This window comes from Streptomyces sp. NPDC000404, assembly GCF_040300365.1.
GTDB classification, from domain to species: Bacteria; Actinomycetota; Actinomycetes; order Streptomycetales; family Streptomycetaceae; genus Streptomyces; species Streptomyces ramulosus.
Genome location: NZ_JBEPDN010000001.1, coordinates 106818 through 128504, shown reverse-complemented (window position 1 = coordinate 128504; position 21687 = coordinate 106818). Strand labels below are relative to the sequence as shown.

Sequence of the window (21687 nt, the reverse complement as noted above, 5' to 3'; positions counted from 1 at the left end):
TCGTCGGCACCCGGGCCGCCGCCCTCGTCCGCTCCCCGGAGCGGACGAGGGCGGCGGCCCGCTGCGTATCGCCGCTCGGGGCCGGGCGGGCCGCCGCAGGGCCGGGCCGCCCCGTCCGTCACCAGGGGGCCGCCCGCATACGCGCTACCGCTCCAACTCCGCGGCCCACGGTGGCTCCGCCCCCGCGCGGGTGCAGGTGACGGCGGCCGCGCGGGCCGCGAAGGCGAGGATGTCGCGCCAGTCGTCCGCAGCGAGCGCGGCCACCGCCGGCCGGGAGAGCGCGTCATGGACGCCGAGCCGGTGCAGCAGCGCCGCGTTCACGGTGTCGCCCGCACCGATGGTGTCCACCACCGGGACCCGCACACCGGGCACCGACACCGCGGAGCCGTCCCGCGTCCGGACCGTCAGCCCGTCGGCGCCCCGGGTCAGCACCACCGCGGCGGGCCCGGCGGCCAGCCACTCCCGCACCGCGGACTCCACCACGGCACCGTCCCCGTCGGCGTGCCCCGCCCCGGCGCCCGCGAGCCACCGCGCGTCCTCCTCCGACAGCTTCAGCAGCGTCACGGACGGGAGCCAGGAGCGGAACCGGGCGCGGTAGGCCGCGGGGTCGGGGATCAGACCGGGCCGGATGTTCGGGTCCAGCGCGGTGAACACCCCGCGCCCGGCCTCGCGGCGCAGCAGCGTCTCGTATGCCGTCGCGCCCGGCTCCAGCACCAGCGAGCAGGTGCCGAAGGAGAGCGCGCGGACCGACGGCGGCAGCGCGTCCGGCACGGTGAACAGCCGGTCGGCGGTGCCCCCGGCGTAGAAGCCGTAGCCCGCCGAACCGTCCGTGCCGATGTCCGCCACGGCCAGCGTCGTCGGCTCGTCGCCGCGCTGCACCAGCCCGGCGTCCACCCCGGCCGCGGACAACCCGCCGAGCAGTGAGACCCCGAACGCGTCCCGGGAGATCCGTGAGCAGAAGCCGGCCGCGGAGCCGAGCCGTCCCAGGGCGACGGCGGTGTTGTACGGGCCGCCGCCGCGCCGGGGCAGCAGCGTGGGAAGCCCGTCCTCCGCGGCATCGCCCCGCGGCCCGGGGACGAGATCGATCAGTGCCTCACCGGCGACAACGATCACGGGGTGTTCCTTTCGTCCACGGGGATGTTCCCTTCCTCGGTGGCCGGAGCGGCCGGCGGTGCCGTGCCCGGTCGGGCTCCGGCGGCGCCGCGGGGGAGTTCGGGGCAGCCGCACGAGGTGCGGTGCACCAGCGTGCACGGCAGGCGCAGGGTGCGCGGCGTCCGGTCCGGATCGGCCAGCCGGTCCAGCAGCAGCCGGACCGCCGCCGCCCCGATCTCCCGGCCGGGCTGGGCGACGGCGGTCAGCCGGGGCGTGAACAGATCGGCCCAGGAGAAGTCGTCGAAGCAGGCCAGCGCCACGTCGTCGGGGACCCGCAGGCCACGGCTGCCCAGCGCGCGCAGGGCGCCGATGGTCATCGCGTTGTTGGCGGTGACCAGGGCGGTCGGCGGATGCTCGGCGCTCAGCACCTGATGGGTGGCGGCCTCGGCGCCCGCCGCCTCGGAGTTGCCGCCCGCCAGCAGCCCGGGGTCGTGGGGCAGTCCGCGCGAGCGCAGCGCCGCGCGGTATCCCGCGACGCGTTCGGTGGTGGTGCTCAGCCCCGGCAGCCCGGCGATCAGCCCGATACGGGTGTGCCCCAGATCGGCGAGATGTTCGACGAGTTGCCGCATGGGTGCCGTGTTATCCGCGCACACCTGATCGTGTGCGTCGCCGACCAGCCGGTCCAGGAAGACGGTGGGCACGGACCGGCGGGTCAGATAGCCGACCATCTCCGAGGGCTCGGCGGACGGCGCGACGATCATGCCGTCGACCCGCCGCTCGTGCAGCAGCTGGACGACCTTCCGCTCATGGCCGGGATCGTCGTGCGGATCGGCCAGGAGCAGGCCGTACCCCGCCTCCAGCGCGCCCGCCTCGACGCCCTGGAGGATCTCGGTGAAGTACGGGTTGCTGATCGCGGAGACCGCCAGCCCGATCGAGCGGGTCCGCGCGGTCACCAGCGAACGGGCCAGGGTGTTGTGGGTGTAGCCGAGTTCGTCGATGGCGCGGAGCACCGCGGCGCGGGTGGCCTCGCGCACCGGGCGGGTGTCGTTCAGGACGTGCGACACCGTGGCGACGGAGACCCCCGCGTGCCGCGCCACGTCCACCATCGTCGTCATCGGGCTCTTCCTTCCCCACATGCGGCGCCGCGGCCGGGTGCCGCGACGGTCCTGGTACGGCCGGGCCCCTACGGGACCGAGGGGGCGCGCGGCCGGGCTCCGGGCGCCCCGCAGGGGACGGCCCGTACGGGCTCCGGCCCCGGAACCGGCCGCTCGGCGAGGGCCGCCCGTCGCCGGGTGCCGCGGACCCCCCGGGCGTACGCCGCGGAATCCAGGGCGGGCGGCCACCGGAACGGGACCGCGCGCCCGCCCACCGTAGCCGTCCCGCCCGTGCGCGTAAACGCTTGCGCAAGCGTTTACGCGCGGGCTACCTTCCCGGCATCGAACCCGCACGACGTCGTGAGGAGGCGCCGATGCGCGCTCTTGTGGTCACCGAACCGGGCACCCCCGACGGCTTCGTCGTCACCGAGGTGCCCGATCCCCGTCCGGGGGCCGGTGAGGTGCTGGTGCGCGTCGCGTCCTGCGGGCTGTGCGGTACGGACATGCATCTACTCGACGGGGAACTGCCCGCCGCGCGCTATCCGTTGATCCCCGGGCACGAACTGACCGGCGAGATCGTCGCGTTGGGTGAGGGGGTGACCGCCCCGGCCGTCGGCACCCGGGTCGCGGTGGATCCCAACATGCCGTGCGGCACCTGCCATTACTGCCGGATCGGCCGCGGCAACCTCTGCGCCGACTACCGCGCGGTCGGCGTCACCCGCGACGGCGGCTTCGCCGAACTGGTGGCCGTCCCCGCGAGCTGCGCCTACGTCCTGCCCGACGGGCTCTCGGCGGCCGCCGCCGGGCTCGTCGAACCGCTGTCCTGCGCGGTTCACGGCCTGAGCCGGCTGCCCCGCCGCCCCGGGGAGCACTATCTGATCTACGGCGCCGGGACGATGGGCCTGATGATGGCCGCGCTCGTCCGGACCGCCGGCGCCGCCTCGGTGTCGGTGGTGGACCTCAACGCGGACCGGCTGGCCTTCGCCGAGTCGTTCGGCGTCGACGCGGCCGTGACCGACGCGGGCGCCCTGGGGCGGGTGCCCGGTTTCGAGGTGGTGATCGACGCCACCGGGGTCGTCGCGGCCATCGAGGACGGCCTCGGCCGGGTGCGGCGCGGCGGCACGTTCCTCCAGTTCGGCGTGGCCGACCCGGCCCGCACCGCGTCGTTCTCGCCGTACCGCGTCTACCACCACGAGATCGACATCCTCGGCTCGATGGCGGTCCACCACAGCTTCCAGCCGGCCATCGACGTGCTGGCCGCCGGGCTGGACCTCGACCCGCTGGTCAGCGACGTCCTGCCGCTCGACGACGCCGCCGAGGCGGTACGCCGCTTCCGCGCGGGCACCTGCCGCAAGATCCAGTTGGCGCCCGGGGCCGCCTGACACGGCCGGGCGGGAGGCGGCGCGGGGCTGCCGGTATGGTCGGGATCCGGCAGACGCCGACCCCGTGACCCCTCTGGAGCAGCCATGAGCCAGCCACCCGCCCGCCGAACCGTCCTGCGTGGCGCCGCGCTGGTGGGCGCCGCGGGCTTCGGGGTGGCGGCGTGCTCCGGCGCCGCCAAGAAGGACAACGGCGTGCCCACCGAGCCCGTCGAGCTGGGGGCCGCCGCCGACGTCCCGGTGGGCGGCGCGAAGCTCTACCGCGAGGACCGGCTGGTCGTCTCGCAGCCCTCCAAGGGCACGTTCAAGTGCTTCGGAGCCGTCTGTACCCACGCCGGATGCGTGCTCTCCACGGTGACGAAGGAGGAGGGCGACTGCTCCTGCCACGGCAGCCGCTTCGACGTCACCAGCGGAGAGGTGCTCCAGGGACCGGCCACCGAGCCGCTGCCGGAGGTCCCGATCAAGAACAAGGGCGGCAAGCTGATCGCCGGCTGAGACCGGGGCACCCGGCGGCCGGGGCGCACGGTCCCGGGTCGGGGGCGCGCGGCCCGACCGCCGGGTGCCCCGGCTGTCAGGGGCGCACGGCCTCGCCGCTCACGCCCCGCCGGACGCGGCCCACGACGCGTCCCGGCACACCGGACCCGGCGCCTCGGCGGCCCCGCCCCGGCTCACCCCCAGTCCCACACGATCCCCACGATCCCGGGCCGTACGCCCTGCTCCACCAGGTGCACGGCGCGGTGGCGGCCGCTCAGCGTCAGCTCCTGGCGGCCGCCGCGCGGGGCGCCCGCCGACGACTGGGTGAAGCGGCGGCACCGCACCGGGAGCGCCGTCTCGTCGAAGCGCACCTGGAGGACGTACTGCCCGCCGGCGAAGCGGAAGCCGCGGAAGTACTCGGCGCTGGGGCCGCCGGTGCCGTCCTCGAAGGCGTAGCCGAAGACGTAGGTGTCCCCGGCGCGCAGCCGGGTGTCGAACAGCAGCTCCGCGACCACCACCCCGGCCTCGGCGTCGCCGCGCACCCGCCCCAGCCGGCAGTTCTCCGCCGCCCGGACCGTCACCCGGGACGGATCGCAGCCCACGTCGCCGCGGTGGATGGCCACATAGCGGTCCACGCCGTCCCGGTGCGCCCGGACCACCTGGACCGATTCGCGGGCGCTCAGCTCCCGCCCGGCGCCGATGCGCACCCGCTCGTGGTGGCCCACGGTGTGCAGCCCGTCGTCGGCTGGTGTCTCCAGCTCGGTGAAGAGCTGGTGGAGCGCGTCTGCGGGCTCCACCAGCGTCCGGTACGAGCGCGCCGACGGCCGGTCGCCGTCCGGCCGGGCGCCGCCCTCCGGCACCAGCAGCCGGTGCAGCGACCGCTCCGGCAGCTCCAGCACCTCCTCCAGCGCCCGCACCGCCCGGAGCGACTCGGGGCGCTGCGGGCGCCGCGCACCCTGCTGCCAGTAGCTGAGGCTGGTCACCCCCACCTTGATGCCGCGCTGGGCGAGCTTGTGCTGCACCCGGTTGAGCGCCAGGCCGCGGACGCTCAGTGCGCTGCGCAACGCCAGGTGGAAGGGGCCGGTCTTCAGCAATTGCGCCAGCTCGGCCGCCTCGGGAGTGTTCCGTGCCATCTCTCAACCTCCGGCGCGCGGGTGAACGTTCACTACCGGATCGCACGGCGCGCGCCCTGCCCGTGAACTCACTGCAGTACGCCGGGCACCGGACGTTCACATCCGGGCCCGTTCGTCCACACCCCCATGTCACCCCGCATTGAAGCGTGTTGACCTGCCTGCGACAACACCCGATGCTCCTTCGCAGCATCCGGATGCGCTCCTCCGCACCCCACCGCCCCGTTCGGGAGGAACGCCATGCCCCGTCCCCGCACCGTACGCCGCAGACGGCTGCCGGCCGCGGCGCTCGCCGCCGCCGCGCTGACCGTCCTGCCCGCCGCCTCCGCCACCGCGGCGCCTGCCGCACCCCCCGCGCCCGCCGCGGCGCACCCGGCCGCCCCGCGCGCCACCGCGAACAGCCTGGACATCGCCATGCAGGCCCAGGAGAACAGCAACTGGTGCTGGGCCGGCTCCGGCAACACCATCGCCGCCTGGTACGGCCGCACCTACACCCAGAACCAGTTCTGCAACGCCGCCTTCGGGCGCCCCCAGAACACCGCCTGCCCCAACGACCAGGCCACCTTGGGCAACGTCCAGAACGCCTTCGCCTGGATGGGCCTCAACCCCGGCTCGTACGTCAGCGGCTACCTCGCGTACGACACCGTCCGCGGCGAGATCGACGCCCGGCGCCCCGTGGAGACCCGCATCCAGTGGGCCTCCGGCGGCGGCCACATGCACGTCCTCTACGGGTACGACGCCGACCGAGGCTGGGTGCGCTGGGGCGATCCCTGGCCCTCCAACAACCGCTACAACTGGGGTGATTACGGCTACTACGTCAACGGAAACGACTTCTCCTGGACCCACTCCCTCTACCGGACAGGAGCCTGAGGCCATGACACGGCGCACCGCCGTCCGGGCCGCCGCAGCCGGCGCCCTCGCCACCTCGCTCATCGGCCTCGCCGCCCAGAGCGCCTCGGCCGCAGGCCACCCCGCGGCCCCCGAGGCACCGCCCCGCGCGAGCGTCGCCGCCGCCCACCGCGCCGCCGCCGGGCCCGATACGCTCGCCACCCTCGCCCGCTTCTTCGCCCACGACGGGACGCTGACCCCGGCGCAGGCCGCCCCGCACGTCGACGACCGCACCGTCCCCGTCTACGGGCTGTCCCCGGACTTCGTCCGCGAGAAGCCCGGCGCCCCGGTGGCCCGGCTGGAGGCCCTCGCGACCAGGGCCGTCGCCTCCGACGGCCGCACCGCCTCGGTGTGGACGGTGCGCCGCGGCGGCTCCTGGAAGGTCGTCAACATCGCCACCGGCGACGACGAGACCCGCGCCGCGGCCGCCGGGGCCCGCCTCGCCGCCGGCGGCACCGTCTTCCACGAACCGCAGATCAACGCCTGGTACGTCCAGCAGGGCGACCGCGTCAGGCCGCTCGACGCGGAGGCGCGCAAGGCCGTCGGCGCCGGTGGCACCACCGTCGCCGCCTACCGGGAACGGGTCGCGAAGGCGTACGGCGACAAGCTCCCCGGCTCCGCCTACGACCGGCGCGGTGAGGCCGGCGGGTACGGCGGCCCCGGCGCGGAGCGGGCCGCGGGCCCCGCCGGGCGCCCCGTCGCCGCCACCGCGGTCACGGCCGACGGCGGCGCCCCGGTGGCCGCCGCCTGGGGCGTCGCCGGTGCCGCGGCGCTGGTCGCCCTGGGCCTGACCGGCACCGTCGCGCTCCGCCGCCTGCGCCGCCGCTGAACCGGGCCGCCCGCCCGCCGTCCGTCTCCCCACGGCGGGCGGGCCGCCCCGGGCCCGGGCCTTGCCGTCGGGAGTCGGCCCCGCCCCGCGCGAGCCCGCGGATTGTCAGTGGCGGTCAGTAGGGTGGTGGTCATGGCAGACCCCAGCAGCTACCGACCCAAGCCGGGACAGATCCCCGACTCGCCGGGGGTCTATAAATTCCGCGACGAGCACGGCCGTGTCATCTACGTCGGCAAGGCCAAGAGCCTGCGCCAGCGCCTGGCCAACTACTTCCAGGACCTGGCCGGTCTCCACCCCCGTACCCGCACGATGGTCACCACCGCCGCCTCCGTGGAGTGGACCGTCGTCTCCACCGAGGTCGAGGCGCTTCAGCTCGAATACAGCTGGATCAAGGAATTCGACCCGCGTTTCAACGTCAAGTACCGCGACGACAAGAGCTATCCGTACCTCGCGGTCACCCTCAATGAGGAGTTCCCCCGCGTCCAGGTGATGCGCGGCGCCAAGAAGAAGGGCGTGCGCTATTTCGGCCCCTACGGCCACGCCTGGGCCATCCGCGAGACCGTCGATCTGATGCTCCGCGTCTTCCCCGTCCGCACCTGCTCCGCGGGCGTCTTCAAGCGCTCCGCGCAGATCGGCCGTCCCTGTCTGCTCGGCTACATCGGCAAGTGCTCGGCGCCGTGCGTCGGCCGCATCTCCCCCGAGGAGCACCGCGAACTCGCCGAGGACTTCTGCGACTTCATGGCCGGCCGCACCGGCGCCTACCTCCGCCGCCTGGAGCGGGCGATGCAGGACGCCGCCGAGGAGATGGAGTACGAGCGCGCCGCCCGGCTGCGGGACGACATAGGCGCCCTCAAGCGGGCCATGGAGAAGAGCGCCGTCGTCCTCGCCGACGCCACCGACGCCGACCTCATCGCCGTCGCCGAGGACGAACTGGAGGCCGCCGTCCAGATCTTCCACGTCCGCGGCGGCCGGGTCCGCGGCCAGCGCGGCTGGGTCACCGACAAGGTCGAGGCCGTCACCACCGCCGGTCTCGTCGAGCACGCCCTCCAGCAGCTCTACGGCGAGGAGCGCGGCGACGCGGTGCCCAAGGAGGTGCTGGTCCCGGCGCTGCCCGAGCCGGCCGAGCCCGTTCAGCAGTGGCTCTCCGAGCGGCGCGGCGCCCAGGTCTCGCTGCGCATCCCGCAGCGCGGCGACAAGAAGGACCTGATGGCCACCGTCGGCCGCAACGCCCAGCAGGCCCTGGCGCTCCACAAGACCAAGCGCGCCTCCGATCTGACCACCCGCTCCCGCGCCCTGGAGGAGATCGCCGAGGCCCTCGGTCTGGACGCGGTGCCGCTGCGCATCGAGTGCTTCGACATCTCCCACCTCCAGGGCGAGGACGTCGTCGCGTCCATGGTGGTCTTCGAGGACGGTCTCGCCCGCAAGAGCGAGTACCGCCGCTTCCAGATCAAGGGCTTCGAGGGCCAGGACGACGTCCGCTCCATGCACGAGGTCATCGGCCGCCGCTTCAAGCGCTATCTCCAGGAGAAGCAGAGGTCGGGGGAGTGGACGGAGGAGCCCGCCGCCCCCGAGGGGGGCGACGGCGAGGCCGGCGCCGCCGAGCGCGCCGAGGCGGCGTCCCCGGAGCCGGACCCGATGGCCGGGCGCCCCACGGACGAGGAGGGCCGCCCCAAGCGGTTCGCCTACCCGCCGCAGCTCGTCGTCGTCGACGGCGGCGCCCCGCAGGTCGCCGCCGCCCGCCGCGCCCTGGACGAGCTGGGCATCGACGACGTCGCCGTCTGCGGTCTGGCCAAGCGCCTGGAGGAGGTCTGGCTGCCCGAGGAGGACGACCCGGTCGTCCTGCCGCGCTCCAGCGAGGGCCTCTACCTCCTCCAGCGCGTCCGTGACGAGGCTCACCGCTTCGCCATCCGCTACCAGCGCACCAAGCGCGGCAAACGGCTGAAGTCCTCGCCGCTGGACGCCGTGGCCGGGCTGGGCGAGAGCCGCCGGCAGGCGCTGCTCAAGCACTTCGGCTCGCTGAAGAAGCTCCGGGCGGCCACGGTGGAGGAGCTGTGCGAGGTCCCCGGCGTCGGCCGGAAGACCGCCGAGTCGGTGCTCGCCTCGCTGGCCGGTGCGACACCCGCCGGGCCCGCGGTGAACACCGCCACAGGAGAGATCATTGAGGATGACGGGGCCGCTCCGGCCGCGTCGCCATCCGAGCGGGGGCGGGACGCATGAGCACACCGCACCACACGCACGAAACCGAGACATCCGAGAAAGACGGTGCACAGGTGAGTACGGGCACGATGCGCGAGTCCGACCAGGGAGAGAGCGCCGCCATCCCCGAGCTGGTGATCATCTCCGGCATGTCCGGCGCCGGCCGCTCCACCGCGGCCAAATGCCTGGAGGACCTCGGCTGGTTCGTCGTCGACAACATTCCGCCCGAGCTGATCCCCCCGATGGTCGACCTCGGCGCCCGCTCGCAGGGGAACGTCGCCAAGATCGCCGTCGTCGTCGACGTCCGCGGCCGCCGCTTCTTCGACAACCTCAAGGAATCCCTCGCCACGCTCGACGACCGGAACGTCAAGCGCCGCATCGTGTTCCTGGAGTCCTCCGACGAGGCGCTGGTGCGCCGCTTCGAATCGGTGCGCCGCCCGCACCCCCTCCAGGGCGACGGCCGGATCGTCGACGGCATCGCCGCCGAACGCGACCTGCTGCGCGAGCTGCGCGGCGACGCCGACCTGGTGATCGACACCTCCAGCCTCAACGTCCACGAGCTGCGGGCCAAGATGGACGCCCAGTTCGCCGGCGAGGAGGTGCCCGAGCTGCGCGCCACGGTCATGTCCTTCGGCTTCAAGTACGGCCTGCCGGTCGACGCCGACATGGTCATCGACTGCCGCTTCATCCCCAACCCGCACTGGGTTCCCGAGCTGCGCCCCTTCACCGGTCTGAGTGAAGAGGTCTCCGACTACGTCTTCGACCAGCCCGGCACCAAGGAGTTCCTGGACGGCTACGCCGACCTGCTCCGCATCGTCGCCGAGGGCTACCGCCGCGAGGGCAAGCGCTACGTCACCATCGCCGTCGGCTGTACGGGCGGCAAGCACCGCTCCGTCGCGATGTCCGAGAAGCTCGCCCGCCGCCTCGTGGGCGAAGGGGTGGAAACCGTCACCGTCCACCGCGACATGGGGCGCGAGTGACCGGCCGCGCCCTGCGGCTGCGCCGGGTCCGCAAGCTCGTCCCCGGCGGCCGCCCGCACAAGGGCACACCCAAGGTGGTGGCGCTCGGCGGCGGCATGGGGCTCTCCGCGTCGCTGGCCGCGCTGCGCCGGATCACCGGGGATCTGACCGCCGTCGTCACCGTCGCCGACGACGGCGGCTCCAGCGGCCGCCTCCGCGACGAGCTGGGCGTGCTGCCCCCCGGCGATCTGCGCAAGGCGCTGGCCGCGCTGTGCGGGGACGACGACTGGGGCCAGACCTGGGCGCGCGTCATCCAGCACCGCTTCCAGAGCGGCGGCGAGCTGCACGACCACGCCGTCGGCAATCTGCTCATCGTCGCCCTGTGGGAACAGCTGGGCGATCACGTCCAGGCGCTCGACCTGGTCGGCAAGCTGCTCGGCGCGCACGGCCGGGTGCTGCCCATGTCGGCGGTCCCCCTGGAGCTGCAGGCCCAGGTCCGCGGCCACGACGAGGCGCGGCCCGAGGAGATCACGACCGTCCGCGGGCAGGCCACCGTCGCGCTCACCCGCGGTGAGGTGCAGTCCGTCCATGTCGTGCCGGAGGCGCCGCCGGCCGTCCCGGAGGTGGTCACGGCGGTCCGCGACGCCGACTGGGTGGTGCTCGGTCCCGGCTCGTGGTTCTCCTCCGTGATCCCGCATCTGCTGGTGCCGGAGCTGCGCGAGGCGCTGGAGGAGACCAAGGCGCGCAAGGTCCTCTCGCTCAACCTCGCACCGCAACCCGGCGAAACCGATGGCTTCTCCCCGCAGCGTCATTTGGAGGTTTTGGCCCGACACGCCCCTAAACTCGCCTTCGACGTGGTGCTGGCCGACCGGGACGCCGTGCCCGACATCGAGGGCCTGACGACTGCCGCCAAGCAGCTCGTCGGCAGCGAGGTCGAGCTGGCCGCGGTCGCCGCCCGGGGCGACGCCGCCCGCCCGGCGGGCGGCGCCCCCGACAGGCACGACCCCGAGCTGCTGGCCGCCGCGTACGACCGTATTTTTCGGATGCATGGAAGGATCGGCCCATGGCGATGACGGCAGCGGTGAAGGATGAAATCTCCCGGCTCCCCGTCACCCGGACCTGCTGCCGGAAGTCGGAGGTCTCGTCGATCCTGCGGTTCGCGGGCGGTCTGCACCTGGTGAGCGGGCGCATCGTGATCGAGGCGGAGCTGGACACCGGCATCGCGGCCCGGCGGCTCCGCAAGGACATCCTGGAGATCTTCGGCCACTCCTCCGACCTGGTGGTGATGGCCCCCGGCGGGCTCCGGCGCGGCAGCCGGTACGTCGTGCGGGTGGTGGCGGGCGGTGACCAGCTGGCCCGCCAGACCGGCCTGGTCGACGGCCGCGGCCGCCCGATCCGCGGGCTGCCCCCGCAGGTGGTGTCCGGCGCGACCTGCGACGCCGAGGCGGCCTGGCGCGGCGCCTTCCTCGCCCACGGCTCGCTCACCGAGCCGGGCCGCTCCTCGTCGCTGGAGGTCACCTGCCCCGGCCCCGAGGCGGCGCTCGCCCTGGTCGGGGCGGCCCGGCGGCTGGGCATCGGCGCCAAGGCGCGCGAGGTGCGCGGCGTGGACCGTGTCGTCGTCCGCGACGGCGACGCGATCGGCGCCCTGCTGACCCGGCTCGGCGCCCACGAATCGGTGCTGGCCTGGGAGGAGCGGCGGATGCGCCGCGAGGTGCGGGCCACCGCCAACCGCCTCGCCAACTTCGACGACGCCAACCTCCGCCGCTCGGCCCGCGCCGCGGTCGCCGCCGGCGCCCGGGTCCAGCGGGCCCTGGAGATCCTCGGCGAGGAGGTCCCCGAGCACCTCGCGGCGGCCGGGCGGCTGCGGATGGAGCACAAGCAGGCGTCCCTGGAGGAGCTGGGCGCGCTCGCCGACCCGCCGCTCACCAAGGACGCGGTGGCCGGCCGGATCCGCCGTCTGCTGGCGATGGCCGACAAGCGCGCCCAGGACCTCGGCATCCCCGGCACCGAGTCGAATCTCACCGAGGAGCTGGCCGACGGGATGGTCGGCTGACCCCGTCACAAAACCCGCAAAATCCCGCTGCGTTGCAGGTCAGGTGCGATGCGCCCCCGGTGTCCGAGGTGATGCCGGGGGCGTTTTGCGTCCGGTCGTGAGTGTGCGGTGGCGGCCGATGTCAATGTCACGTATGTCTCGCATTGGGGGTAGGGTCGAAGTCGGTCGGGGACATCCCATACAGCTCGCCGGTATCGCTGCCGGCGCACCAACGAGGAGATCGGTTTCGTGACGATCCGCGTAGGCATCAACGGATTCGGCCGCATTGGTCGCAACTACTTCCGCGCGCTCCTGGAGCAGGGCGCGGACATCGAGATCGTCGGTGTCAACGACCTGACCGACAACGCCACCCTGGTCCACCTGCTGAAGTACGACACCATCCTGGGCCGCCTCAAGCAGGACGTCAGCCACACCGACGACACGATCACCGTCGGCAACATGACGTTCAAGACCATGGCGGAGCGCGACCCCGCCAACCTCCCGTGGGCCGAGCTGGGCGCCGACATCGTCGTCGAGTCCACCGGCATCTTCACCAAGCGCGCCGACGCCGCCAAGCACCTCGCCGCCGGTGCCAAGAAGGTCCTGATCTCCGCGCCCGCCAAGGACGAGGACATCACCATCGTCATGGGCGTCAACCAGGACCGCTACGACGCGTCCAAGCACGACGTCATCTCGAACGCCTCCTGCACCACCAACTGCGTGGCGCCGATGGCCAAGGTTCTCCTGGAGAACTTCGGCATCGTCAAGGGCATGATGACGACGGTCCACGCCTACACCAACGACCAGCGCATCCTCGACTTCCCGCACAAGGACCTGCGCCGCGCCCGCGCCGCCGCGGAGAACATCATCCCGACCACCACCGGTGCCGCCAAGGCCACCGCGCTGGTGATCCCGGAGCTGGCCGGCAAGCTGGACGGCATCGCCATGCGCGTGCCGGTCCCCACCGGCTCCGTCACCGACCTCGTCGTCGAGCTGGAGCGCGAGGTCACCAAGGACGAGGTCAACGGCGCCTTCCAGAAGGCGGCCGAGGGCCAGCTCAAGGGCATCGTGGAGTACACCGAGGACGCGCTCGTCTCCTCGGACATCGTCAACTGGCCGGCGTCCTGCACCTTCGACTCCTCCCTGACCATGGTCCAGGGCAAGAGCGTCAAGGTCATCGGCTGGTACGACAACGAGTGGGGCTACTCCAACCGCCTGGTGGACCTGACCACCTTCGTCGGCGGTCAGCTCTGATCTCCACCGGCTGAGCCGGCGGGTGCCCCGTGCCACGGGCGCCCACGCACCGAGATGTACGGTCGGGGCTCGTACGACGCGACGACGCGTCGTACGAGCCCCGAGCCATGGCTGATCTGATGCAACGGAGTCATTCCTCAATGAAGACGATCGACGAACTCATCGCCGACGGGGTCGGGGGCAAGCGGGTGTTCGTCCGCGCCGACCTGAACGTGCCGCTCGACGGCGCGACCATCACCGACGACGGCCGCATCCGCGCCGTCCAGCCGACGATCGCCAAGCTCGCCCAGAACGGCGCCAAGGTCATCGTCGCCTCCCACCTGGGCCGCCCCAAGGGCGCCCCGGACCCGGCGTTCTCGCTGGCCCCCGCCGCCGCCCGGCTCAGCGAGCTGCTGGGCCGCGATGTCGCCTTCGCCACCGACACGGTCGGCGACCGTGCCCGCGACACCGTCGCCGCACTGGGCGACGGCGAGGTCGCCGTGCTGGAGAACCTCCGCTTCAACCCCGGCGAGACCAGCAAGGACGACGCCGAGCGCGGCGCCTTCGCCGACCAGCTGGCGCAGCTGGCCGACCTCTACGTCGGCGACGGCTTCGGCGCCGTGCACCGCAAGCACGCCTCCGTCTACGACCTCCCGGCGCGTCTCCCGCACGCCGCGGGCGACCTGATCGCCACCGAGGTCGCCGTCCTCAAGAAGCTGACCGAGGACGTCAAGCGCCCCTACGCCGTGGTGCTCGGCGGCGCGAAGGTCTCCGACAAGCTCGGCGTCATCGACCACCTGCTGGAGCGCGCCGACCGCATCCTCATCGGCGGCGGCATGGCGTACACCTTCCTCGCCGCCCAGGGCCACGAGGTCGGCATCTCGCTGCTGCAGAAGGACCAGATCCCGGCCGTCCAGGAGTACCTGAAGCGGGCCGCGGCCAAGGGCGTGGAGTTCGTGCTCCCCGTGGACGTGCTGGTCTCCGCGGACTTCCCCGACCTGAAGACCAAGGCTCCGGCCAACCCGGACACCGTCGCCGCGGACGCCATCCCGGCCGACAAGGAGGGCCTGGACATCGGCCCCCGCACCCGTGAGCTGTACGCCTCGAAGCTCGCCGACGCGGCCACCATCTTCTGGAACGGCCCGATGGGCGTCTTCGAACACCCCGATTACGCGGGCGGCACCAAGGCCGTCGCGCAGGGGCTGCTGGACTCGTCCGCCTTCACGGTCGTCGGCGGTGGCGACAGCGCCGCCGCGGTCCGTCAGCTCGGCTTCGACGAGAATGCTTTTGGCCACATTTCGACCGGCGGCGGCGCCAGCCTCGAATACCTCGAAGGCAAGACGCTCCCCGGCCTCGCCGCTCTGGAGGACTGAACCACCGTGACTGCTCGTACCCCGCTGATGGCGGGCAACTGGAAGATGAACCTCAACCACCTCGAGGCCATCGCCCACGTCCAGAAGCTCGCCTTCGCGCTCACCGACAAGGACTACGACGCCGTCGAGGTCGCGGTCCTGCCGCCCTTCACCGACCTGCGTTCGGTGCAGACCCTGGTCGACGGCGACAAGCTGAAGATCAAGTACGGCGCCCAGGACGTCTCCGCGCAGGACTCCGGCGCCTACACCGGTGAGATCTCCGGCGCCATGCTCGCCAAGCTCAAGTGCACGTACGTGGCGATCGGCCACAGCGAGCGCCGCCAGTACCACGGCGAGAACGAGGAGATCTGCAACGCCAAGGTCAAGGCCGCGTACAAGCACGGCCTCACCCCGATCCTCTGCGTCGGTGAGGGCCTGGACGTCCGCAAGGCCGGAAACCAGGTCGCGCACACCCTCGCCCAGGTCGACGGCGCCCTCAAGGACGTCCCGGCCGAGCAGGCCGAGTCCATCGTGATCGCCTACGAGCCCGTCTGGGCCATCGGCACCGGCGAGGTCGCCACGCCCGAGGACGCGCAGGAGGTCTGCGGGGCGATCCGCGGCCGCCTCGCCGAGCTGTACAGCCAGGAGCTGGCGGACAAGGTCCGCATCCAGTACGGCGGTTCCGTCAAGTCCGGCAACGTCGCGGCGATCATGGCGCAGCCCGACGTCGACGGCGCGCTGGTCGGCGGCGCGGCGCTGGACGCCGAGGAGTTCGTGAAGATCGTCCGCTTCCGCGACCAGTAGCAGCTATGACGACGGGCCCGGCCCGTCGTACCCTGTCGGGGCCGGTCCGGCGCTCAGCGCGCGGTCCGGCCCCGCACGATGTCGCCCGTCGTGGTGGTGGGGCGGCCCGTACCGGCGCCCGCGACACCGTCCGTCAGTCCTAGAGAGTTGGTCCAGCCGTGGTCATCGGGTTCTCGATCGCCCTCATCGTCTTCAGCCTGCTGCTGATGATGCTGGTGCTCATGCACAAGGGGAAGGGCGGCGGCCTGTCCGACATGTTCGGTGGCGGTATGCAGTCCTCCGTCGGCGGCTCCTCCGTCGCCGAGCGGAACCTCGACCGCATCACCATCGTCGTGGGTCTCCTGTGGTTCGCCTGCATCGTCGTGCTCGGTGTCCTGATGAAGCTCGGCAGCTGACATACCGTCGGGGACGCGGCCTATCATGGGGCGGCGTCCTCACGCGGGCGGTAACTCCCGCCGCGGGGCGCGCGTTGGGCCTTTCATAGACCGGAGCGCCCGCAGCGCAGCTGCCGCGCGATGCTGTGCAGCACCATTACGCAGGGAGTTACGACCGTGGCAAGTGGCAACGCGATCCGAGGAAGCCGGGTCGGGGCGGGGCCGATGGGGGAGGCCGAGCGCGGCGAGTCCGCGCCGCGTACCCGGATCTCCTTCTGGTGCGCCAACGGGCACGAGACGCAGCCCAGCTTCGCCGGTGACGCGCAGGTTCCTGACACGTGGGACTGCCAGCGCTGTGGCTTCCCGGCGGGCAAGGACCGCGACAGCCCGCCCGACCCGCCGCGCACCGAGCCGTACAAGACCCACCTCGCCTATGTGCGCGAGCGCCGCAGCGACGCCGACGGCGAGGCGATTCTCGCCGAGGCGCTGGCCAAGCTCCGCGGCGAGATCTGACGCCGCACCGCCTGGTCAACGGCCCGGCCGGGAAGGGAATATCCCTCCCCGGCCGGGCCGTTGACATTCCCGGAGCCATACGGCGCCGAGCGAGGCGCGCCGTACCGCCGCCCGCGTGCCGACAGTGGACAGACACCTCATATCGCGCGCCGACCAACTAAATTGGAGGGCGGCGGGGCCGGTACGAGACGAAGAAGGCTGATGTCCGAGATGAACGCAGAAGGCCGCAGCAGGCTCGATCAGATGCCTGAGTGGACGGCGCTGGGCGCACACCGCGCGCAGCTGGGCGATCCCCAGCTGCGCGATCTGTTCGCGCAGGAGCCGGAGCGGGCCGGGCGCTACACCCTTCGGGTGGGCGACCTGCACATCGACTACTCCAAGCATCTGATCACCGACGAGACACTGCTGCTCCTGCGCGAGCTGGCCGCGGCGACGGGCGTGGCCGAGCTGCGGGACGCGATGTTCCGCGGCGAGAAGATCAACGTCACCGAGGACCGCTCGGTGCTGCACACCGCGCTGCGCGCCCCCGGCTCCGCGGTGATCGAGGCCGACGGCCACAACGTCGTCCCCGCCGTCCACGCCGTCCTCACCAAGATGGCGACCTTCGCCGACCGGGTCCGCTCCGGCGACTGGACGGGCCACACCGGCCGCCGCATCAAGACGGTCGTCAACATCGGCATCGGCGGCTCCGACCTCGGCCCGGCGATGGCGTACGAGGCGCTGCGCGCCTACACCCGCCGGGACATGCAGTTCCGCTTCGTCTCCAACGTCGACGGCGCGGATCTGCACGAGGCGCTGCGCGATCTGGACCCGGCCGAGACGCTGTTCGTCATCGCCTCGAAGACCTTCACCACCATCGAGACGATCACCAACGCCACCTCGGCCCGCGCCTGGCTGCTCGACGGTCTGGGCGCCGGCCCGGAGGCCGTCGCCAAGCATTTCGTGGCGGTCTCCACCAACGCCGGTAAGGTCGCCGCGTTCGGCATCGACACGGACAACATGTTCGAGTTCTGGGACTGGGTCGGCGGCCGCTACTCCTACGACTCGGCGATCGGCCTGTCGCTGATGATCGCCATCGGCCCGGAGCACTTCCGGGAGATGCTGGCCGGGTTCCACCTCGTCGACGAGCACTTCCGCACCGCCCCCGCCGAGGAGAACGCCCCGCTGCTGCTGGGCCTGCTCGGCATCTGGTACGGCAACTTCTTCGACGCCCAGTCGCACGCGGTCCTGCCGTACAGCCACTATCTGTCGAAGTTCACCGCCTACCTCCAGCAGCTCGACATGGAGTCGAACGGCAAGTCGGTGGACCGCGAGGGCCGTCCGGTGCACTGGCAGACCGGCCCGGTCGTCTGGGGCACGCCCGGCACCAACGGCCAGCACGCCTACTACCAGCTGCTCCACCAGGGCACGAAGACGATCCCGGCGGACCTGATCGGCTTCGCCCGCCCGGTCGAGGATCTGGCGCCCCACCTCTTCGCCCAGCACGATCTGCTGATGGCCAACCTCTTCGCCCAGGGCCAGGCGCTGGCCTTCGGCAAGACGCCGGACGAGGTGCGCGCCGAGGGCGTCGCCGAGGAGCTGGTGCCGCACAAGACCTTCCGCGGCAACCACCCCACCACCACCATCCTCGCCGCCGAGCTGTCCCCGTCCGTCCTCGGCCAGCTGATCGCCCTCTACGAGCACAAGGTGTTCGTCCAGGGCGCGGTGTGGAACATCGACTCCTTCGACCAGTGGGGCGTGGAGCTGGGCAAGGTCCTCGCCAAGCGGGTCGAGCCGGCGCTCACGGACGGCGCCGAGGTGCCGGGCCTGGACGCCTCGACGGCCGCCCTGGTCGCCACCTACCGCGAGCTGCGCGGCCGCTGAGCCTCCCGGGCGGCGCGCCGACCCGCGCCGCCCGCCCGCGGCCGTACGACGAAGGGCTCCCGCACCGAGAAGAGGTGCGGGAGCCCTTGTGCGTGCCGTCTCTCAGGCGGAGGCCGGCGGGTAGAGATCGCGCGGCAGCTGGGAGGCGGCCGCCTCGTCCAGCAGCCACAGGGTGCGGCTGCGGCCCCGGGCACCGGCGGCCGGGGCCTGGATCTCCCCGGCACCGGACAGCGCCATGGCCGCGGCCTGCGCCTTGTCCTCGCCGGCGGCCAGCAGCCACACCTCGCGCGCCGCACGGATCGCCGGCAGCGTCAGCGAGACGCGGGTGGGCGGCGGCTTCGGCGCGCCGTGCACCCCGACCACCGTCAGCTCGCGCTCGCGCACCCCCGGCAGCTCCGGGAAGAGCGAGGCGACATGGGTGTCCGGGCCGACGCCCAGCAGCAGGACGTCGAACGACGGCACCGGGCCGTGGTCCTCCGGGCCCGCCGCGGCGGCCAGTTCGGCGGCGTACGCCTCGGCCGCGGCATCTGCGTCGTTGCCGTACGGGCCGCCGGCCGGGGCCATGGCGTGCACCCGCGCCGGGTCGAGCGGCACGGAGTCGAGCAGCGCCGCGCGGGCCTGCGTCTCGTTGCGCTCCGGGTCGCCGTCCGGCAGGAACCGTTCGTCGCCCCACCACAGGTCGAGCCGGGACCAGTCCACGGCGTCCCGGGCGGGCGCCTCGGCGAGGGCCGCGAGCAGCCCGTTGCCGTTGCGTCCGCCGGTCAGCACCACGGAGGCGGAGCCCCGGGCGGCCTGGGCGTCCACGATCTTCGTGATCAGCCGGGCCGCCGCGGCCCGCGCCATCAGCTCCTTGTCGCGGTGGACGACGACCTGCGGTGCGCTCACTTGGCGGCCGCCTTCTTCGCCGCGGACTTCTTCGGCGCGGGCTTCGCCGCCTCGTCGTCCTTCGCGGGCTTCGCCGCCTCTTCGACGTCCTTGGCGCCGTCCTTCGCGGGCGTCTGCGGCGCGGTCGTCCGCGCCGCCTCGCCCAGCCGGTTCACGCCGTATTTCAGCGCGGCGGCGAAGGTGTCGTCGGGGTCGAGGCGGCGCAGCTCCTCGGCGAGCAGCTCGGAGGTCTCCCGCCGCTTGAGCGCCACCGCGCGGTCGGGCTGGCCCTGCATCGACAGGGTGGCCAGCGAACCGTCCGGCCGGTCCAGCACGATCGGCCCGCAGGTCGTCTCCAGCCGCACCGCGGTCAGGCCCGGACCGGACGAGACCGTGCGCTCGACGGGGACGTCCAGCCGACTGGCGAGCCACATGCCCAGCAGCTCGCAGCTGGGGTTGAACTCCTCGCCCTCCACCACCGCGGAGGTGATCTTGCACGGCATCTGGTCCAGCGCCGCCGCGAGCATCGAGCGCCACGGCGTGATGCGGCTCCAGGACAGGTCCGTGTCGCCGGGCGTGTACGTGGCGGCGCGGTCGGTCAGCTCCTGGATGGGCTGCTCGGAGGCGTAGGCGTCGGTGACCCGGCGCTGGGCGAGCGCGCCGAGCGGGTCCTTCGCCGGGTCCAGCGGGCCGTTGACCGCCCACCACACGACGACCGGCGCATCCGGCAGCAGCAGCGGCAGCACCACCGACTGGGCGTGGTCGATCGCCTCGCCGTACAGCCGCAGCACGACCGTCTCACCCGTGCCGGCGTCGGCGCCGACCCGGACCTCGGCATCCAGCCGGGCCTTGGCGCGGTCGCGCGGGGTGCGGCTGACCCGCTTGATGACGACCAGGGTCCGCGAGGGGTGCTCGCGGGACGCCTCGTTGGCCGCCTTCAGCGCGTCGTAGGCGTTCTCCTCGTCGGTGACGATGACGAGGGTGAGCACCATGCCGACGGCGGGCGTGCCGACGGCGCGGCGGCCCTGCACCAGCGCCTTGTTGATCTTGCTGGCCGTGGTTTCCGACAGGTCGATCTTCATGGCCGGCGCCAGCTCCGTCCGTCTCGTGCGAGCATTTCGTCCGCCTCGGTGGGGCCCCAGGTGCCGGCCGGGTACTGCGCCGGCTTGCCGTGGCGGTCCCAGTACTCCTCGATCGGGTCGAGGATGCGCCAGGACTGCTCGACCTCCTCCAGCCGCGGGAAGAGGTTGGCGTCGCCCAGCAGCACATCGAGGATGAGCCGCTCGTACGCCTCGGGGCTCGACTCCGTGAACGACTCGCCGTACGCGAAGTCCATGGAGACGTCCCGCACCTCCATCGAGGTGCCCGGGACCTTCGAACCGAAGCGCACGGTCACGCCCTCGTCCGGCTGCACCCGGATGACCAGGGCGTTCTGGCCCAGCTCCTCCGTGGCGGTGTGGTCGAAGGGGGAGTGCGGCGCCCGCTGGAAGACCAGCGCGATCTCGGTGACCCGGCGGCCCAGCCGCTTGCCGGTGCGCAGGTAGAAGGGGACGCCCGCCCAGCGGCGGTTGTCCACCTCCAGCTTGATCGCGGCGTAGGTGTCGGTCTTCGACTGGGGGTCGATGCCCTCTTCCTGGAGGTAGCCGACGGCCTCCTCGCCGCCCTGCCACCCGGCGGTGTACTGCGCGCGCACCGTCTCCTTGCCGAGGTCGGCGGGGAGCCGCACGGCGCCCAGCACCTTGGTCTTCTCGGCGACCAGCGCGTCCGCGTCGAAGGAGGACGGCTCCTCCATGGCGGTCAGCGCGAGCAGCTGGAGCAGGTGGTTCTGGATGACGTCACGCGCCGCGCCGATGCCGTCGTAGTAACCGGCCCGGCCACCGATGCCGATGTCCTCGGCCATGGTGATCTGCACATGGTCGACGTACGAGCGGTTCCACAGCGGCTCGAACATCGTGTTGGCGAAGCGGAGCGCCAGGATGTTCTGGACGGTCTCCTTGCCGAGGTAGTGGTCGATGCGGAAGACCGCCTCGGGCGGGAAGACCTCGTGGACGACCTGGTTCAGCTCCTGGGCGCTCTTGAGGTCGTGGCCGAAGGGCTTCTCGATGACCGCGCGGCGCCACGAGCCGTCCTTCTGGTCGGCGAGCCCGTGGTTCTTGAGCTGCTTGACGACCGTGGGGAAGAACTTGGGCGGCACCGACAGGTAGAAGGCGAAGTTGCCGCCCGTGCCCTGCGCCTTGTCCAGCTCCTCTATCGTCGACTTCAGCGTCTCGAACGCGTCGTCGTCGTCGAAGTTGCCCTGGACGAAGCGCATCCCCTGGATGAGCTGCTGCCAGACCTCCTCGCGGAACGGCGTCCGCGAGTGCTGCTTGACGGCGTCGTGCACCACCTGCGCGAAGTCTTCGTCCTGCCATTCGCGGCGGGCGAAGCCGATGAGGGAGAAGCCCGGCGGGAGCAGGCCGCGGTTGGCGAGGTCGTACACCGCCGGCATCAGCTTTTTACGCGACAAATCGCCCGTGACGCCGAAGATGACCAGGCCCGACGGCCCCGCGATACGCGGGAGCCGTCGGTCCGCGGCGTCACGAAGCGGGTTCGCTCCATGAACTGCGGTCAA

General features: G+C 72.7%; 20 protein-coding genes. 14 read left to right on the top strand and 6 right to left on the bottom strand.

The features are described 5' to 3' along the window. Nucleotides 1–144: 144 nt before the first annotated feature. Complete coding sequence (locus tag ABT345_RS00625) at nucleotides 145–1113, bottom strand: carbohydrate kinase family protein (protein WP_345082929.1); 969 nt, start codon at nucleotides 1111–1113, stop codon at nucleotides 145–147. Then, nucleotides 1110–2207, bottom strand: coding sequence for a LacI family DNA-binding transcriptional regulator (locus tag ABT345_RS00620; protein WP_345082926.1), 1098 nt, complete (start codon nucleotides 2205–2207; stop codon nucleotides 1110–1112). The genes ABT345_RS00625 and ABT345_RS00620 overlap by 4 nt, the downstream gene beginning before the upstream one ends. Before the next feature lie 353 nt (nucleotides 2208–2560). Here ABT345_RS00620 and ABT345_RS00615 point away from each other — a divergent pair, with 353 nt between their 5' ends. After that, nucleotides 2561–3568, top strand: a complete 1008-nt coding sequence (locus ABT345_RS00615) for a zinc-dependent alcohol dehydrogenase family protein (RefSeq protein WP_345082922.1) — start codon at nucleotides 2561–2563, stop codon at nucleotides 3566–3568. A gap of 84 nt (nucleotides 3569–3652) precedes the next feature. Then, nucleotides 3653–4060, top strand: a complete 408-nt coding sequence (locus tag ABT345_RS00610) for a Rieske (2Fe-2S) protein (protein WP_345082919.1) — start codon at nucleotides 3653–3655, stop codon at nucleotides 4058–4060. A 173-nt stretch (nucleotides 4061–4233) separates the two neighbouring features. Here ABT345_RS00610 and ABT345_RS00605 read toward each other — a convergent pair whose 3' ends face one another. Then, nucleotides 4234–5172, bottom strand: a complete 939-nt coding sequence (locus ABT345_RS00605; RefSeq protein ID WP_345082916.1) for a hypothetical protein — start codon at nucleotides 5170–5172, stop codon at nucleotides 4234–4236. A gap of 237 nt (nucleotides 5173–5409) precedes the next feature. On the opposite strand from ABT345_RS00605, the gene ABT345_RS00600 reads away from it, so the two are divergent. From ABT345_RS00600 to pgi, 12 genes are all read left to right on the top strand, one after another. Then, nucleotides 5410–6039, top strand: a complete 630-nt coding sequence (locus ABT345_RS00600; protein ID WP_345082913.1) for a papain-like cysteine protease family protein — start codon at nucleotides 5410–5412, stop codon at nucleotides 6037–6039. Nucleotides 6040–6043: 4 nt separating this feature from the next. Next, nucleotides 6044–6886 (top strand): hypothetical protein, encoded by an 843-nt coding sequence (locus ABT345_RS00595; protein ID WP_345082910.1) that lies wholly within the window; start codon nucleotides 6044–6046, stop codon nucleotides 6884–6886. 132 nt (nucleotides 6887–7018) lie between these two features. Next, nucleotides 7019–9103, top strand: a complete 2085-nt coding sequence (gene uvrC, locus ABT345_RS00590) for an excinuclease ABC subunit UvrC (protein ID WP_345082907.1) — start codon at nucleotides 7019–7021, stop codon at nucleotides 9101–9103. Beyond that, nucleotides 9100–10062 (top strand): RNase adapter RapZ, encoded by a 963-nt coding sequence (gene rapZ / locus ABT345_RS00585; protein ID WP_345082904.1) that lies wholly within the window; start codon nucleotides 9100–9102, stop codon nucleotides 10060–10062. The genes uvrC and rapZ overlap by 4 nt, the downstream gene beginning before the upstream one ends. Then, nucleotides 10059–11114, top strand: a complete 1056-nt coding sequence (locus tag ABT345_RS00580) for a gluconeogenesis factor YvcK family protein (RefSeq protein ID WP_345082901.1) — start codon at nucleotides 10059–10061, stop codon at nucleotides 11112–11114. Before rapZ ends, ABT345_RS00580 begins: the two co-directional genes overlap by 4 nt. Continuing rightward, the gene (gene whiA / locus ABT345_RS00575; RefSeq protein ID WP_030282946.1) at nucleotides 11105–12094 is read left to right on the top strand and encodes a DNA-binding protein WhiA; all 990 of its coding nucleotides are present in this window, start codon (nucleotides 11105–11107) and stop codon (nucleotides 12092–12094) included. The genes ABT345_RS00580 and whiA overlap by 10 nt, the downstream gene beginning before the upstream one ends. Nucleotides 12095–12322: 228 nt before the next feature. Continuing rightward, a complete protein-coding gene (gap, locus tag ABT345_RS00570) occupies nucleotides 12323–13327 on the top strand; it encodes a type I glyceraldehyde-3-phosphate dehydrogenase (RefSeq protein ID WP_345082896.1) in 1005 nt (334 codons plus the stop codon). Between the two features lie 140 nt (nucleotides 13328–13467). Further along, the gene (locus ABT345_RS00565) at nucleotides 13468–14679 is read left to right on the top strand and encodes a phosphoglycerate kinase (protein WP_345082892.1); all 1212 of its coding nucleotides are present in this window, start codon (nucleotides 13468–13470) and stop codon (nucleotides 14677–14679) included. A gap of 6 nt (nucleotides 14680–14685) precedes the next feature. Next, nucleotides 14686–15462: a triose-phosphate isomerase gene (tpiA, locus tag ABT345_RS00560; RefSeq protein ID WP_345082889.1), complete on the top strand. Its 777-nt coding sequence runs from the start codon at nucleotides 14686–14688 to the stop codon at nucleotides 15460–15462. A 158-nt stretch (nucleotides 15463–15620) separates the two neighbouring features. Continuing rightward, nucleotides 15621–15857 (top strand): preprotein translocase subunit SecG, encoded by a 237-nt coding sequence (gene secG, locus ABT345_RS00555; protein ID WP_345082886.1) that lies wholly within the window; start codon nucleotides 15621–15623, stop codon nucleotides 15855–15857. Between the two features lie 156 nt (nucleotides 15858–16013). Further along, nucleotides 16014–16349 (top strand): RNA polymerase-binding protein RbpA, encoded by a 336-nt coding sequence (locus tag ABT345_RS00550; protein ID WP_078653942.1) that lies wholly within the window; start codon nucleotides 16014–16016, stop codon nucleotides 16347–16349. 210 nt (nucleotides 16350–16559) lie between these two features. Next, a complete protein-coding gene (pgi, locus tag ABT345_RS00545; protein ID WP_345085022.1) occupies nucleotides 16560–18212 on the top strand; it encodes a glucose-6-phosphate isomerase in 1653 nt (550 codons plus the stop codon). A 102-nt stretch (nucleotides 18213–18314) separates the two neighbouring features. On the opposite strand, the gene pgl is transcribed toward pgi, so the two are convergent. From pgl to zwf, 3 genes are read right to left on the bottom strand one after another with little or no spacing between them, the layout of a single operon-like run. Further along, nucleotides 18315–19097 (bottom strand): 6-phosphogluconolactonase, encoded by a 783-nt coding sequence (gene pgl / locus ABT345_RS00540; RefSeq protein ID WP_345082880.1) that lies wholly within the window; start codon nucleotides 19095–19097, stop codon nucleotides 18315–18317. Continuing rightward, on the bottom strand, nucleotides 19094–20158 hold the full coding sequence (opcA, locus tag ABT345_RS00535) for a glucose-6-phosphate dehydrogenase assembly protein OpcA (RefSeq protein WP_345082877.1): 1065 nt from the start codon (nucleotides 20156–20158) through the stop codon (nucleotides 19094–19096). Before opcA ends, pgl begins: the two co-directional genes overlap by 4 nt. Further along, on the bottom strand, nucleotides 20155–21687 hold the full coding sequence (gene zwf, locus ABT345_RS00530) for a glucose-6-phosphate dehydrogenase (protein WP_345082874.1): 1533 nt from the start codon (nucleotides 21685–21687) through the stop codon (nucleotides 20155–20157). The genes opcA and zwf overlap by 4 nt, the downstream gene beginning before the upstream one ends.